Origin of the sequence: Pseudomonas sp. 6D_7.1_Bac1 (assembly GCF_025465945.1) — a bacterium.
Lineage (GTDB): Bacteria > Pseudomonadota > Gammaproteobacteria > Pseudomonadales > Pseudomonadaceae > Aquipseudomonas.
On the sequence record NZ_JANLNW010000021.1, the window covers coordinates 41157 to 55103 of the forward strand.

At 60.5% G+C, this 13947-nt stretch carries 11 protein-coding genes; 8 read left to right on the top strand and 3 right to left on the bottom strand.

What is annotated here, in order from left to right:
* Positions 1-7: 7 nt before the first annotated feature.
* On the bottom strand, positions 8-589 hold the full coding sequence (gene tssB / locus NTD87_RS06435) for a type VI secretion system contractile sheath small subunit (RefSeq protein ID WP_262112690.1): 582 nt from the start codon (positions 587-589) through the stop codon (positions 8-10).
* Positions 590-793: 204 nt separating this feature from the next.
* Between tssB and NTD87_RS06440 the strand changes: the two genes are divergently transcribed.
* From NTD87_RS06440 to tssA, 5 genes are all read left to right on the top strand, one after another.
* Positions 794-1264, top strand: coding sequence for a type VI secretion protein (locus tag NTD87_RS06440; RefSeq protein WP_410017471.1), 471 nt, complete (start codon positions 794-796; stop codon positions 1262-1264).
* 65 nt (positions 1265-1329) lie between these two features.
* Positions 1330-2661, top strand: coding sequence for a type VI secretion system baseplate subunit TssK (gene tssK, locus NTD87_RS06445; protein WP_262112691.1), 1332 nt, complete (start codon positions 1330-1332; stop codon positions 2659-2661).
* Positions 2662-2679: 18 nt separating this feature from the next.
* The gene (locus tag NTD87_RS06450) at positions 2680-3447 is read left to right on the top strand and encodes a DotU family type IV/VI secretion system protein (protein ID WP_262112692.1); all 768 of its coding nucleotides are present in this window, start codon (positions 2680-2682) and stop codon (positions 3445-3447) included.
* Positions 3444-7262 carry a type VI secretion protein IcmF/TssM N-terminal domain-containing protein gene (locus NTD87_RS06455; protein WP_262112693.1) on the top strand — a complete coding sequence of 1273 codons (3819 nt, stop codon included), beginning with the start codon at positions 3444-3446 and terminating at the stop codon, positions 7260-7262. Before NTD87_RS06450 ends, NTD87_RS06455 begins: the two co-directional genes overlap by 4 nt.
* Positions 7259-8347, top strand: a complete 1089-nt coding sequence (tssA, locus tag NTD87_RS06460) for a type VI secretion system protein TssA (RefSeq protein WP_262112694.1) — start codon at positions 7259-7261, stop codon at positions 8345-8347. Before NTD87_RS06455 ends, tssA begins: the two co-directional genes overlap by 4 nt.
* A gap of 3 nt (positions 8348-8350) precedes the next feature.
* On the opposite strand, the gene NTD87_RS06465 is transcribed toward tssA, so the two are convergent.
* Positions 8351-9301 carry a 2-hydroxyacid dehydrogenase gene (locus NTD87_RS06465; protein WP_262112696.1) on the bottom strand — a complete coding sequence of 317 codons (951 nt, stop codon included), beginning with the start codon at positions 9299-9301 and terminating at the stop codon, positions 8351-8353.
* A gap of 158 nt (positions 9302-9459) precedes the next feature.
* Complete coding sequence (locus NTD87_RS06470) at positions 9460-9843, bottom strand: tautomerase family protein (RefSeq protein ID WP_262112698.1); 384 nt, start codon at positions 9841-9843, stop codon at positions 9460-9462.
* Between the two features lie 289 nt (positions 9844-10132).
* Between NTD87_RS06470 and NTD87_RS06475 the strand changes: the two genes are divergently transcribed.
* The 3 genes from NTD87_RS06475 (at position 10133) to NTD87_RS06485 (ending at position 13941) form a co-directional block, all read left to right on the top strand.
* The gene (locus NTD87_RS06475) at positions 10133-11413 is read left to right on the top strand and encodes an HAAAP family serine/threonine permease (RefSeq protein WP_262112699.1); all 1281 of its coding nucleotides are present in this window, start codon (positions 10133-10135) and stop codon (positions 11411-11413) included.
* Positions 11414-11675: 262 nt separating this feature from the next.
* Positions 11676-12293, top strand: a complete 618-nt coding sequence (locus tag NTD87_RS06480) for a ParB-like protein (RefSeq protein WP_262112700.1) — start codon at positions 11676-11678, stop codon at positions 12291-12293.
* Entirely contained in the window at positions 12283-13941 is a 1659-nt protein-coding gene (locus NTD87_RS06485) for a SulP family inorganic anion transporter (RefSeq protein ID WP_262112701.1), read from the top strand. Before NTD87_RS06480 ends, NTD87_RS06485 begins: the two co-directional genes overlap by 11 nt.
* Positions 13942-13947: the final 6 nt, after the last annotated feature.

Here is a 13947-nt window from a genome sequence, read left to right on the forward strand (position 1 = left end):
TGAACGATCAGGCTTGTGCGTCCGGCGCTGCATCGGCATCGCTAGCCGGTGCGGCAGCTTGCGGCGTCGCGTTGGCATCACTGGCCGGTGCGGCAGCTTCAGGCCGAGCCGACTTGATCTCTTGCAGGCCTTCGGTGTTGGCAATGACATCGCGCAGCAGTTTGTCCAGATCATCGTTGCCATCGAGTTTGGTCAGCAGGTCACGCAGACGCTGGCGTGCTTCGAACAGACGCCGCAATGGCGTCACTTGCTGGACCACTTTGACCGGGTCGAAATGATCGATATGACCGAACTTGAGCTCGATGTTGAGCTTGCTGTCGTCGCCGCCGAGGGTGTTGTTGACTTGCAAGGTGACGCGGGGGGCGATCGAGGCGAGCACTTCGTTGAAGTTGTCGCGATCAATCTCGGTGAAACGCCGTTCATTCAACTTGGGGAGGGGTTTCAGCGGTTTGCCGGAGAGGTCGGCAAGAATGCCGACCACCAGAGGCAATTCTTTTTTCTCGATGGCGTTGCCAATTTCGACGTCGTAGGTGATTTGCACGCGGGGCGGGCGGACCCTGTCGAGCTTGTGCTGAGTACTTTCTGCCATGGTGGCGACTCCGATGCATGGGCGGGAGCAATGCATCGGGAGGCCCGTTCATTGCATTCCCTTACTGAACCGTAGGTTAGAAAGGGAGGGCAGTTGGACCTGTCATTCCTTTGACGAACCTTCCACATTCGTCGTGCTGACCGAACTACCCAAGACGCTAGAACAGGTCTATAAAAAAGCAAACAAAAACAATTTTTGACCGTCATGAGAAAAGGAAAATTCATTGTGCGTGTAAGTTTTTTTAGCCCTTTGCTGTTCCTGATGCTCACCGGTTGTTCGTTGTTCGGGCCGCGAGTCGATCTCGATAGCCTGACCCTGGACGTCGCTGCCCATGCCAATGACGACACCCCGATTGCCGTGGATTTTGTGGCGGTGAATGATCCGGACCTGCTCAAACAGCTGTCGGCGATGACGGCGCGACAATGGTTCAGCGAGCGCGAGCAGTTTCAGCGCGACTACCGGCAGATGATGACTGTCTGGGGGCTGGAGCTGGTTCCCGGGCAGTTTATCGATCAACAACCCTTTCCCCTGGGCGGCAAGCGAGCCGCTGGACTTTTGATCTTCGCCAGCTATAACACACCCGGAGCGCACCGACTTCGACTGGACGATCAGCGCAAGGCCTGGCTGAAGTTCGACAGTCGCGAGATGACACTGGTCAGCGACAATCCGCACTGATCTGCACTGAAAAGATCGCCAGGCCGCTGGCTCGCGCGGCGACATTCGACGTCGAAGGGAATCGTATGAGTTTGCTACCTGACGCGGTTTGCTGGCACGAGGGCATGCAATTGCTGCCCCAGCATTTTCAGTTGCAAGGGCTGCGCGCCGAAGCGTTGGTCGCGCATTTTGCCAAGGCCTGCAACCCCTGGTTCTGGGGTGTCACCCATCTCGACATCGACCCCTCGGCACTCAGTGCCGGGCACGTGCGCTTGCTCGCTGTGCAGGCGACGCTGCCGGATGGTTTGCCGGTCAACGTGCAGGCCGGTGTGGGGCCGCTGCTGGAGCTCGATGTCAGCGAAGCAGTCGATGCAACGGACGACGCCACCGTGACGGTGTATCTGGCGGTCAGCCCGTTGTGGCGTGCCGGGCAATTGTTGCCGCTCACGGGACGATTGCAATCGGTGGTCGGCGATGCACTGCCAGACCTCACCAGCGGTCAATACCCCGAATCGATCACGGTGTGGCGACCCAATCCGCGTTTGTGCACGCAGCTGAACAAGGCTGACTCGATCTGTGTGCCGCTGCTGCGCATTCGCAAGGAAGGCGGCGGTTTTTTGCAACTGCCCTACACACCGCCGACGCCGTGTCTGTTGCCAGAGTCGGCGTTGGGGCGTCGGGTCGCGGGTCTTTGTGCCCGGGCCCGGGAGAAATGCATGTTTCTGGCCGGTCGTTTGCGTCAGGCGCAGCAGGCCGGCAACCAGGATGACGCCGCAGAGATTCGTCGCCAACTGACGGCACTCTGGGCGCGTCTGCCGGAGGTCGAGGGTCTGTTGAACAGCCGGCTGGCGACACCGCAAGCGCTGTATGGCCTGTTGCTCGGGCTGGCCGGCGCCTGGTCGGCGCTTGATCCGCTGGCCGGTGTGCCGGCCTTCGCGGCGCTGGATTTTCTTGAGTTGCAGCGTGGCTACGAGAGCGTACTCGACTGGCTGGAAAACACCCTCGAATTGATTCGCGCCGGCTATCGCAGCCTGCCGTTCGAACGCAACGAACACATCTTCTCGATCCAGTTGCCCGACGATCAGCCGAGCCAGCGCCTGGTGATTGGCTTGCGCATGCCCAACGGCGCGAGCGAGCAGTCGGCGAGTGAATGGTTGAGTCGGGCGATCATCGCGTCCGCGCCGCACATTGCCTTGCTCGGTCGACAACGCATGAGCGGTCTGGCGCATGAGGCCATGAGTCGCAACGAGCAGATGGCTTACAGCGTGGGCGACGATACCCGGTTGTTCGTGGTCACCGCCCAGGGGCAATGGTTCGATGGGCAACTGCCACTGCAGATTGTCGCACCCGCATCGCAACTGGTGAGCAGCCCCTGGCAAGTGGTGTTGTTTGTCGCCCAGGCCGTTGAAAGCGCTTGATCGAAAAAGGGGATTCAAATGCCTGAAGGGAACGTCGGGAGCGGTGCACGAGGTCTCTACGAAGCGCCGCTGAGCGGTGCTTTTCGTCAGGCCTGGCAAGAGTGGTCGCAGGCCTGGAGCGAACTGTCCAAGGACAGTGACGATGAGACGTTGGTCGAGGCCGTCGTCGAGTTTTCTACACAGATTGCCCAGCGCTTGTGGCGAACGGCGTTCGCCAAAGTCGGTGATGCGGCCACCGAACAGGTGACTGCTGTGGTGTATGCGTTTGTCGCGCTGATCGATGAAACCCTGTTGTTTACGCCCTGGCCAGGTCAGCTCGCCTGGCAGGACAAACCGCTGGAGTCGCGGATGTACGCCAGCCGTCAGGCGGGCGAACGGCTGCCGCTGGCGATCAAGCAATTGCTCGACGATCAGGTGCCGGCCACCCGGGACCTGGCCAATGTGTATCTGCAATGCCTGGTCCTGGGTTTCGAAGGATATCTGCGCGGCGAGCAGAATCAGGTCCAGCATGAAAAGTGGCGGCTGGCGTTGTTCACCTTCGCCTGGCAACACGAGCCTGATTACGCCGATGTCAGCGCCAGGCTGGAGCAGCCTTCGGCGGTCGTTCCCGTGCAGTTGCCCATGCGTCTGTCGCTCCCCGACGGTTTTCGTCTTGGCCTGGCGATCCTCGGCGTCTTGCTGTTGATGACGGGGCTGGGGCAGATGTTCTGGCGCGACATTCGTCAGGAGCTTGAACCGGTCATGCACCTTTCCGAAATGGCAGCGGCCCAGGAGCAAGACTCATGAGTACCCTGGGTATTGTCGCAACCGTCGTCGCGGTGCTCTTGCTGCTGACGGTGTTGCTGGTGGCGGTCTGGTGGTTGCGCACCCAGAGTGGCGCCGCGATTCGCAGTTTCTATCTGTCGGTCCGGCACATGGAGCAGGAGCAGGGCACGCAGGATCGCTATCAGATTCCGTGGCTGCTGATGCTCGGCAACGAAACCCAGGGCACCCAACTGTGTGCTCAATGGCGTTTGCAACCCACCGACAAACCGGCCTGGTTCGGGCGCTGGTGGTCGGACCCCGAGGGTGCGGTGCTGGTGGTGCCGCAGGCGTTGTTCCTGCCCGATGAAGGCTTGAATCTGCAACGGGGCGGCTGGTGGCGTCTGTTGGGGCTGATCGTGCGCTTGCGCAGCAAGCGGCCGCTGGACGCTGTGATCTGGACCGTGCCAATCAGTCAGCTGAGCGATCCGGAGCAGGCCGCCAGCCTGGGTCTGGCAGCCCGGCGGCGCTTCATCGATCTGTTACAGCGTTTCGGTCTGAGCCTGCCGGTGTACGTGGTCATCACCGGGATGGAGGAGCTGCCGGGCTTTCAGGAGTTGATCGGTGCATTGCCGGCCGAGGCGCGGGAACGAGCATTGGGTTGGTCGTCGCCGCATTCGCCTGAGGCGGTCTGGCAATCGCAATGGAGTGATCAGGCGCTGGATCAGGTGCACCGGGCGTTGTCTGAGTCGATCATCGAGATCGGAGCCTTGTGCGGGCATTTGAGCAGCGAGTTGTTTGCTTTGCCGGACCGCTTCGAAGCACTGCGTCGCACGTTGCAAACCCTGCTTGAACCGGTCTTTCAGGGTAATGCACAAGGCGAGGCTCCGCGTTTTCGCGGGATTTACTTCACCGCCAATCAAGCGCCAGAGAGTACCCAGGACAGCTTCTCGGCCTACGACACGGTGTTGCAGCAGAGCGCGTTTGCCCGGCAGTTGTGGCAGCGACGGATTGTCGCCGAGCGTGGCGTGGCTCAGGTCGTACCGCGTATTTTGCGGCTGCGCCAACGCTGGCAACGGGTGACCGGCGTGGTGGCGCTGGTGGTCGGTCTGGTCTGGGCGATCGGTATGGTGTGGGTCTGGCACGACTCGGTCAAGGATGCCCATGAGTTGTCGCGCTTGCTGCAAGGCGCGCAGAAAAACTATGTCGCGGTCACGGACGAAGCCCATCGACTGGAACCGACGCGACGCAACGTCGAGAGTTTCTGGCGGGTACTGGAAAGGGCCCCACGCTGGAGTTTCACCTCGGTGGTCTTTCCCACGTCGTGGTTTTCATCGCTGGATACACAGATGGAAGACGAACTGCGGCTCACCGCCCAGCGACATTTGCTGGTGCCGCTGCAAGAGTTGCTGGTGTCGGACCTGGCGCAACTCAAGACGATCCGCAATACCGAGCGCCGACTGAACGTGGAAAGCGAAGACCCGGCGCAGTGGCAAAACTACGTCAAGGCCAAGGAACTGGTGGAGCGCGCGGTGCGTCTTGAGCAACAAAATCAGTGGTTCAATCAGGCGCTGAACAATTCCCGGGCCCCACTCGATGACCTGGTGCTGCTCAGCAATAACGCGTTGTCGCTCAATCTCAACGTCGGCACATTGCGTCGTGCGGCCTTCTATAACCGGGTCCTGCTCAATGCCGACACCAGCGGGTTGAAAGCGTTGGACCTGACCACGGAACGCTCAACTATCGGGACGAATTTCACCGGCCTCATGGAAGGCTGGCTGGACCAGTACTTCCTGGCGGACAACTTCGTGCGCCAGGCCGGTTATCTCAAGTTGCACCTGGAACGGCTGGAGGCCGGCAGTGGCAACTCCCTCTCCGAACTCGAAGACGTGAGGGCGCTGATTGACGACCTGCAAGCGTTGATTGGCTTGACCAACTCGGCGTGGGGACGGGGCAAGGGTCAGGACCTGGTGCCGGGCTACCGCGAGCTGATGGATAAAGTGCGCCAAAGCACTTTGCTCGGTCCGCAACTGGAGCAACAGCTGGACATGCAGGCTTCGAAATTGCAGCAGAGTTTTCGTGATCAATGGATTGCTCAAGCCGGCTCACGGGGCAATTTGCTGGTTCAGCAAGGTAGCGGACAACTGGTATTGCAAGAGCAGGTCAGCCAGCTGGAAAACGCCGTGCGGGCGTTATTCAAGCGCGATTTCGTCGCCGTTGCACTGCGTGAGGGGGATTCCGACCTCAGTGCTTCACAGAGTCAGAACGTCGACAGCGATGGTCTCGACAGTGCGCTGAATGACTTCGCCAGTTACAAAAGCTACGCCAACGAAGAGCTGCCGCGTATACCGCCGGCCTACCGTGGTGCACTCTTGCAAGCCGCCGAAGGCGCAGCGGCCAAGGCGATGTGGCTGAGTCTGCAAGACCAGGGGGGGCAAGGCCAGCAAGGTGCGGGATTCAATGTGCAAGTCCCGCAAGCCGTGGCGCTGCAGAAAGCTTTTATCGAGGTGCATCGCAGTGACCTGGCGACACGTTTGCAGAGCTCGCTCAATCGTCGGGCGCTGGCGGAAGTGGCGAGCGGTCTGAACGAGATCGTGGCTCAGCCGGTGTTCAGTGAGCGGACCAGTATTGGCCGTTGGGACGGTTCGAAGAATCTGGGCTTGCAGCTGTACGGCGCCAGCGATGTCCAGGATCTGAAGCTGAGCCTCAAGCAGCAGTTCGACACCATGTTGAATATTGCCGAGCAACGTACCCCGGCGCTGGAGTGGCTGAAGGTCCAGCAACAAAACCTGTCAGGACTGGATTACGAACGGGTTGTGCAGTTCAGTGCCTTGAATGATGAACTGCTCAAGTACAAGGACCAGAATCCCGCCAGTTCTGCGGCACAGATCGAACAGTTGGTGAGCCGGGACTTTATCGAAATGGATGCCGGGTCCTGTGTGCAGATCCTGCAAACCGCCAACGTCCCCGGTGGCCGTGGGACGATTGCCCTGAGGGCCCAGGAGCTGCAGCAAGCCGCGATGCAACGCTGCCAGTCGCTGCAACAGCAACAGGCTTCGGCGGCGTGGAACGATCTGGCCAATTACTTCAATCAGTACCTGGCCGAGCGTTTTCCGTTCGCCAATGGCATTCAGGCCTCCGATGCCGACCCGGCGCGGGTTCAGCATTTGCTGGAGTTGATCGACAAGCGCCTGCCGGTGGCACAAGCCGGTTTGTTGCTCAGCCGGACGCCGGAGCGTTTGGCCGCAGAGGATTTTCTCAACCGTTTGAAACAGGCCAGCACCTGGCTCGGGCCGCTGTTTGTGCGAGACAAGAGCGGCATTCTGGGGGTGGAGATGGACGTGCGCTGGCGCACGGATCGCGAGGAAGAGCACGGCGCCGATCAGGTCATTGCCTGGGGCTTGAATACCGGCAACCAACAGGTCAGTTATCCCGGCGAGGCACAACAGAACCTGCGCTGGATGGTCGGCCAACCCGTCAGGTTGACCCTGCGCTGGGCCAGGAATGGCCCCCAGCGGCCGGTCAACGACCCGTTGCAACCGAACCTGGTCATCAGGGATCTGGAGGCCGGCTGGGAATACGGCGGTCCTTGGTCTTTGCTGCGCCTGATGCGTTCGCACCAGTCGAATCAGCGCCAGCCAAGCATGGACTACACGGATTTTCCGCTGACCTTGCGCTTGCCGGTCACCGCGCTTTCCAGCATTGAGGAGCCCACACAGATGTTTATGCGCCTGTCACTGATGACACAGGGATCGAAACTGCCGTTGTCGATTCAACCGTTGCCGACGCGTGCTCCGCGTTCACCCTTTATGGCGACGGGTTCGACCGCGGCCATCGTGACGAACGAGGAGGGCTTGTGAGTTTGCCGTCATCATCGTCATCGCCGCTGCCGGAGCTGATCACGCAGTTGATCGAACCGATCAGCGACGAAGCGCCCTGTGGTCAAGACCTGCGCTATGAGCCTGAATTCGATCAGCTACGCGAACTGCGCCGCGAGGACGATATCAGTTTGCCGACGGGGGTCTGGCAGTCGTCGATCAAGCGTGCCCAATGGCCGGAACAGGCAAGGCTCGCCACCCGCTTGCTGCTCGAACGCAGTAAGGATTTGATGCTCAGTGCCTGGCTTGGCGAGGCCTGGTTGCATCTGGACGGCCTGGAAGGATTGCCGGGCAGCCTGGCACTGGTGGCGGGTCTATGCGAGCGCTACCCCGAGCAGCTTCATCCGCAGGCCGAGGAGGGTGACCAGTCGTGGCGGGTCATTCCTCTCGAATGGCTGGCGCGACGCTACAGCGAAATCCTGCTCACCCGGGTGCCGCTGTTCGACGCTCGCGCGACTGAATTTGCGGGTTATTGCCTGGATGACTGGCGACGCTTGCAGGTGCAGCAGGTGATGGTCAATGACACCAAGGCCGCGAAAACCTCGGCTGAAAGCGCTCGCAACGAGCAGAAGAAGCTGACCGAACAGATTCGCGCGACACCGCTGTCATTCTGGTTGCGCAGCCAAGGCAGCCTGTTGCTGAGCTTGCAGCATCTGCAACGGCTGGAGGACTGGAGTGATGCCTACCTGGGCAGTCAGGCGCCAGGCTACACATCGTTGCAGGACATCATCGAGGCGCTGTTGACGCTCGTTCAGGAGTTCATCGCCATGCATCCACGTCAACCCGGCCCGGCCCCGGTCGAACCACCGCAGATCCAGACGTCACACGACACGCTGGAAGCGGAAGCTGCGCAGACAATGCGCGAGCCGGTGAGTCGCGAAGAGGCTTATCGGCAATTGTTGCTGATTGCCGAATACCTGGCGCGCACCGAGCCCCACAGCCCGGTGCCTTACTTGATCAGGCGCGGTGTGGAGTGGGGCAATAAACCGCTGAGCGAACTGCTTGGCGAGTTGATCTCGGCTGACGCGGAGTCCCGCCGACTCTGGACGTTATTGGGGGTTCTCTAACGCTCAGAGGCGCTTGGGTAACTCTACGGGGGTCAACACCGGGCGATTGGAGAAAAACGCCAGCAGATTCTGACCGACCAGTTCAACGGTTGCCCGGGTTGCTTCAGGTGACAGACCCGCCACGTGAGGGGTGAGGATCACGTTATTCAATGCCTTGAGCGCATCCGACACCTGAGGTTCTGCATCGAAGACATCGAGCGCGGCACCGGCGATCCGCCGTTGCTCAAGCGCGGAAATCAGATCGTTGGTGGCAACCACGCTGGCCCGGGCGATGTTGACGATAAACCCGTGAGGACCTAATGCATCCAGCGCCTGCTTGTTGATCAAGTGCTGTGTGCCAAGGCCGCCGGGTGTGCAAACGATCAGAAAATCCGAGACCCGTGCCAGTTCGGTCGGTGTCGAGCAAAAGTCGTAGGGGACGTCGTTGCGCAACTGGCGATTGTGATAACGCACAATCATGTCGAAACCATTGGCGGCGCGTTTGGCAATGGCCATGCCGACGGCGCCCAGGCCCAGAATACCCAGGCGTTTACCGGCCAGTGACGGGCGCATGATCTTCGGCCATTCACCGCGTCGCACCGCCGCGTCGCACCGAGGGATGTCACGCACCAACGACAGCAACAAGGCCATCGCATGATCGGCCACCGACGAAGCGTTTACGCCGGCGCCGTTGGTGACGGTAATGCCGTTGTCGCTGGCGGCTTGCAGGTCGACATGCTCGTAACCGGCGCCGATCACGCAGATGATTTTCAGGTTCGGTAGCGCGGCGATTTCTTCGGCGTACAACCCCAAGGGGCCGCGTGTCAGCACGGCGTCGATCTGTCCGCCGTGATTGGCGATGGCCTCGGCGCGCTCGATGGGAGTGGGGGCGAGAATCAGGTGGAAGCCTTGATGTTCGAGGATCGGCAGGTAGTCGTTGATCGTTTCAACCAGTACCAGAACGGTTGCAGGCATGCTGGGCTCCTGAGGGTATCGAATACGGCGCGGCACGGCGCTAAAGCGCAAGACGCCCAAGATTGCTGGCTTGGCCGACGTTTAGCAATGGGGCCGGCTGACCGGTTGCCGTGACGTCCGGAAGCCTTGGGCGGCATCGAGGATTTCATCTGGGGGCGTTAACTGGCGTATTGGGCAATGCCGTTGCCAAACGACCAGTTCTCTTTCTTGACCTCCACCAGATTGATAAAGACGTCTTCCAGACGAACCGCCAACTCTGCATTGAGGCTTTCGGCGATGGTCTTGTACAGCAGTTTTTTCTGCTCCAGCGTCCGGCCCTCGTTCAGGCTGATCTGAATGATCACCAGATGGTCGCTGCGGTTGATGCCCAGGTAGACCGGATCAAAGATGAAGTGCAGCTCGTCGTGTTCGGCAAGGATCTGGAAATTATCGTGCTCGGGCACGCCGATGCTGCTGCGCATGGCGGCGTAGATCAGCTCGCCAACGCGTTTGGCGAAGGTGGGATCCTGGTGTTTTTTGATGTCGACACGAACGAGCGGCATGGCATTACTCCGTCAGGTTGTCGCCACGCGGGTTGAGTGGCTTCGTTGAAACATTGATTCAAGCAGCTTCTACGGATTTCTCGCGCTCAGGCGGCGGTTTTTGTGGGCTGTAGCGCTCAAAGCTATTCCTGAACATCTGATCCGCATAACCACTCCTCAGCTAAGTCTTTGCTTCTGTTGATTAATCCCGGACAATCGCGCCCCTGTTTCGGCCAGGGCGCTGCCTGTCAGCTTTTTCTGACTCGTCCTGACCGAGTGGCAAGTGACCGGAATGCGGAGATCCGACCGGATGAATGATCAGGCCAATAGCGTTGATGAACGCTATGAAGCGGCGGCACCAGCAAGCCTCAGCAGCTGGAATCGCCATGACACCACCTGGATGCTGGGCCTGTTTGGCACGGCGATTGGTGCGGGAACCCTGTTTTTGCCGATCAACGCAGGTCTTGGCGGTTTCTGGCCGCTGCTGATTCTGGCGGTGCTGGCATTCCCCATGACCTTTTACGCACACCGTGGCCTGACCCGCTTCGTGCTGTCCGGTCGCGAGGGTGCAGATATCACCGAGGTGGTTGAAGAACATTTCGGGATCAAGGCCGGTGCCCTGATCACCTTGCTGTATTTCTTCGCGATCTTCCCGATCCTGCTGATCTACAGCGTCGCCCTCACTAACACCGTGGGCAGTTTCCTTGAGCACCAGTTGCACATCATGCCGCCGCCACGGGCGATTCTGTCGTTCGTGTTGATTCTCGGCCTGCTGGCCGTGGTGCGTTGCGGCGAGCAAGTGATCGTCAAGGCCATGAGCCTGATGGTGTACCCGTTCATCGTCGCGCTGCTGTTTCTCGCGGTGTTCCTGATCCCGCACTGGAACGGCGGCATTCTCGCCACCGCCAACACCCTGCCTGAGCCGTCGGCGCTGCTGCACACGCTGTGGCTGGCGATTCCGGTGATGGTGTTCTCGTTCAACCACTCGCCGATCATCTCGGCGTTCGCGGTGGACCAGAAGCGTCGTTATGGCGTGCACGCCGAGGAGCGCAGCTCGCAAATCCTGTCCCGCGCTCACGCCTTGATGGTGGTGATGGTGCTGTTCTTCGTCTTCAGCTGCGTGCTGACCCTGTCGCCAGAACAACTGGCCGAGGCCAAGGCGCAGAACCTGTCGATCCTGTCGTACCTGGCCAACCACTTCAGCAACCCGACGATCGCCTTCGCCGCGCCGCTGATTGCTTTCGTGGCCATTTCCAAGTCGTTCCTGGGGCACTACATCGGCGCCAGCGAAGGCCTCAAGGGGCTGATCGTCAAGAGCGGTCGTCGCCCGGCGCCGAAGACGCTGGACCGTATGACCGCAGCGTTCATGCTGGTGGTCTGCTGGATCGTCGCCACGCTTAACCCGAGCATCCTGGGGATGATCGAAACCCTCGGTGGCCCGGTCATCGCGTCGATTCTGTTCCTGATGCCGATGTACGCCATTCGCAAGGTGCCAGCCATGGCACGTTATCGCGGCCAGGCCTCCAACGTCTTCGTGACGCTGGTCGGGCTGGTGGCGATTTCGGCGCTGATCTACTCGCTGACCGCCTGAGTGCGTAGCGGCCCGGCCTGTTAAGCCCGTGCCGCGCCGTTACAAATAAACGCCTGACTCAGTGATGCAACGGCCGCTGACTGCGCACAATGCGCGGCGCGGCCGTTTTTTTTGGCTGGCCGGAAAATTCAGGGCCATCACAGGAGGGCAAGGTGGAAAAAGGGCTACGCTTGTGCTTGCATTTCAGCGTGATAGAACGTCTGCTCTTGTACCGCCGCCGACGGCCTCGTCGGCATTTCAACTGCTTGTCTGGAGACGTCCGATGCCCCGTGCCCATCCGCAATTGATCACTGGCAAGCTGGAAAAACTGCACCCGACGCAGCTCACTGTCGGTCTGGCCGAAGTGAACACCAAGCGTGAACAATGGAAAAAGCTCAAGCGCAAGGAACGTAGCGCTGCCCTGGACAACCATTGGTTTCCTTGTGTCCTTGGCCCGCAAGGGCGCCATTACATCGTCGATCACCACCACTTCGGTCTGGCGTTGATTCAGGAAGAGGTCACGACGGTGCCGCTGCTGGTGCTCAAGGATTTATCGTTTGTCGAGCCAATGACGTTCTGGAATGTCATGAGCTTCAACCAGTGGGTGCACCCCTACGATGCTCACGGGGCGCAGCACTCATTCGAGGCGATTCCCAAGAGTATCGTCGATTTGCAGGATGATCCTTATCGCAGCCTGGCAGGGCAGGTGCGACGTGCCGGTGGGTACTCCAAGGATACGACGCCCTACAGCGAATTCCTCTGGGCGGACTTCTTTCGCAGCCGGATCTCCAGCGATCAGATCAAGGATCTAGGCAGCAAACTGCAAACCAAAGCCATGGATCTGGCGCGCAGTCAGGAGGCTCGGTATTTGCCGGGTTGGGCAGGTCCGATTGTCGACTGAGCCATCAACGTCGTCAGTTCAGACTTCTGGCGAAAAACCGAACCGCTGGCAGGACACGTTGGCCGGCCTGTCGATTGCCGGACTGTTGCTGCCCGAGGCTGTCGCCTATTCGAGCATCGCCGCCCTGGCGCCGCAGGCCGGGGTGATCGCCTTGTTTGCCGGTTTACTCTGTTACGGACTGTTCGGTACCAGCCGGTTTGCCATTGTCTCCGCGACCTCTTCATCCGCTGCGGTGTTGGCGGCAGCGACCGCGACGCTGGCCGGTGGCGACCCGCAATTGCGTGCAACCCTGGCCATTGGGTTGGTCATGGTCACCGGGGTGTTCTTTTTGATGGCCGGGTTGTTCAAGCTCGGCAGCGTGACGTCGTTCATCGCCAAGCCGGTACTGCGCGGTTTTGCTTTTGGACTGGCGCTGACGATCATCCTCAAGCAGCTCGCCAGCGTGGTGGGCGTGCATTTGAGCGACGGTAACCTGATTCGCTTCCTGCCGCAGTTGCTGGAGCAACTGCCGCAGTGGAACTGGGTCGCCGCCGGTGTGGCCGCCGTGGCTCTGGCATTGTTGTGGTTGTTTGCACGGTTCAGGCGCCTGCCGGGCGGCTTGCTGGTGGTGGTGATCGGCATCGCGGCGGGCCAGTGGCTGGACCTGCCGGCCCATGGGGTCAAGCTGATCGGTGTCATCGACCTGAGCCTGGAAGTCCCGAAGCTGCCGGTGCTGCCTTTTTCCGACTGGCTGCGCCTGGGGGAGCTGGGCTTCGCCATGGTGATGATTCTGTACGCGGAGTCCTACGGTTCGATCAGTTCCTTCGCACTCAAACACGGTGATCGGGTGTCGTCGAACCGGGACCTGCTGGCGCTCGGGGCGTCGAATCTGCTGTCCGGGCTGTTTCACGGGATGCCGGCAGGGGCGGGGTATTCCGCGACTTCCGCCAATGAGGCCGCAGGCGCGACTTCGCGTTTGGCCGGTGGCGTGGCCGCGTTGGTGGTGCTGATTATCGTCCTGACGGTGCTGCCTTACATTGCCTTGACCCCTGAGCCGATACTGGCCGCTATTGTCATGCATGCGCTGGCCCGTGGCTTGAGCCTGCAGCCGCTGGGGCGCTATTTCGTCTGGCGGCGTGATCGCCTGTTGGTGATCTGCGCGGTGGCGGCCGTGTTGGTGTTGGGGGTGTTGGACGGCTTGCTGGTGGCGGTGGCGATCAGTGTGCTGCTGATGCTCAAGCAAATGTCGGCGGCGGATATCCAGATTCTCGGGCACATCGGCACCGGGCACGACTTTGTCGATGTGCAACGTCATCCGCTGGCCAAAGCGGTGCCGGGGATGCTGATTGTCCGGCCGGGCGAAGCGCTGTTCTTCGCCAACGTCGAGCGGATTCTTGGTGGCGCTTTACGGCTGATCCGACACTCCGAAACGCCGATTCATACGGTGATTCTCAGTCTGGAAGAGTCGCCGAACCTGGATGGCACCAGCATCGAGGCGCTGCAGGAGTTCTTCTTGAGGGTACACAACGAAGGTAAGCAGTTGATGTTGGCGCGTCTCAAGGATGAGGCGCACGCGGTGTTGTCGGCGCTGCCGAAGGCTGAGCGTTCGCAGGTGATTCTCAGCGATTTGAGCGTTGACGGCGCGGTACAGGCGGCGCTCAAGGCGTAGAGACAA

Excerpts from the sequence above, each read along its gene's own strand:
- tssB (WP_262112690.1), bottom strand. The coding sequence starts at position 589 with ATGGCAGAAAGTACTCAGCACAAGCTCGACAGGGTCCGCCCGCCCCGC.
- NTD87_RS06440 (WP_410017471.1), top strand. The coding sequence starts at position 794 with ATGAGAAAAGGAAAATTCATTGTGCGTGTAAGTTTTTTTAGCCCTTTG.
- tssK (WP_262112691.1), top strand. The coding sequence starts at position 1,330 with ATGAGTTTGCTACCTGACGCGGTTTGCTGGCACGAGGGCATGCAATTG.
- NTD87_RS06450 (WP_262112692.1), top strand. The coding sequence starts at position 2,680 with ATGCCTGAAGGGAACGTCGGGAGCGGTGCACGAGGTCTCTACGAAGCG.
- NTD87_RS06455 (WP_262112693.1), top strand. The coding sequence starts at position 3,444 with ATGAGTACCCTGGGTATTGTCGCAACCGTCGTCGCGGTGCTCTTGCTG.
- NTD87_RS06465 (WP_262112696.1), bottom strand. The coding sequence starts at position 9,301 with ATGCCTGCAACCGTTCTGGTACTGGTTGAAACGATCAACGACTACCTG.
- NTD87_RS06470 (WP_262112698.1), bottom strand. The coding sequence starts at position 9,843 with ATGCCGCTCGTTCGTGTCGACATCAAAAAACACCAGGATCCCACCTTC.
- NTD87_RS06475 (WP_262112699.1), top strand. The coding sequence starts at position 10,133 with ATGAATGATCAGGCCAATAGCGTTGATGAACGCTATGAAGCGGCGGCA.
- NTD87_RS06480 (WP_262112700.1), top strand. The coding sequence starts at position 11,676 with ATGCCCCGTGCCCATCCGCAATTGATCACTGGCAAGCTGGAAAAACTG.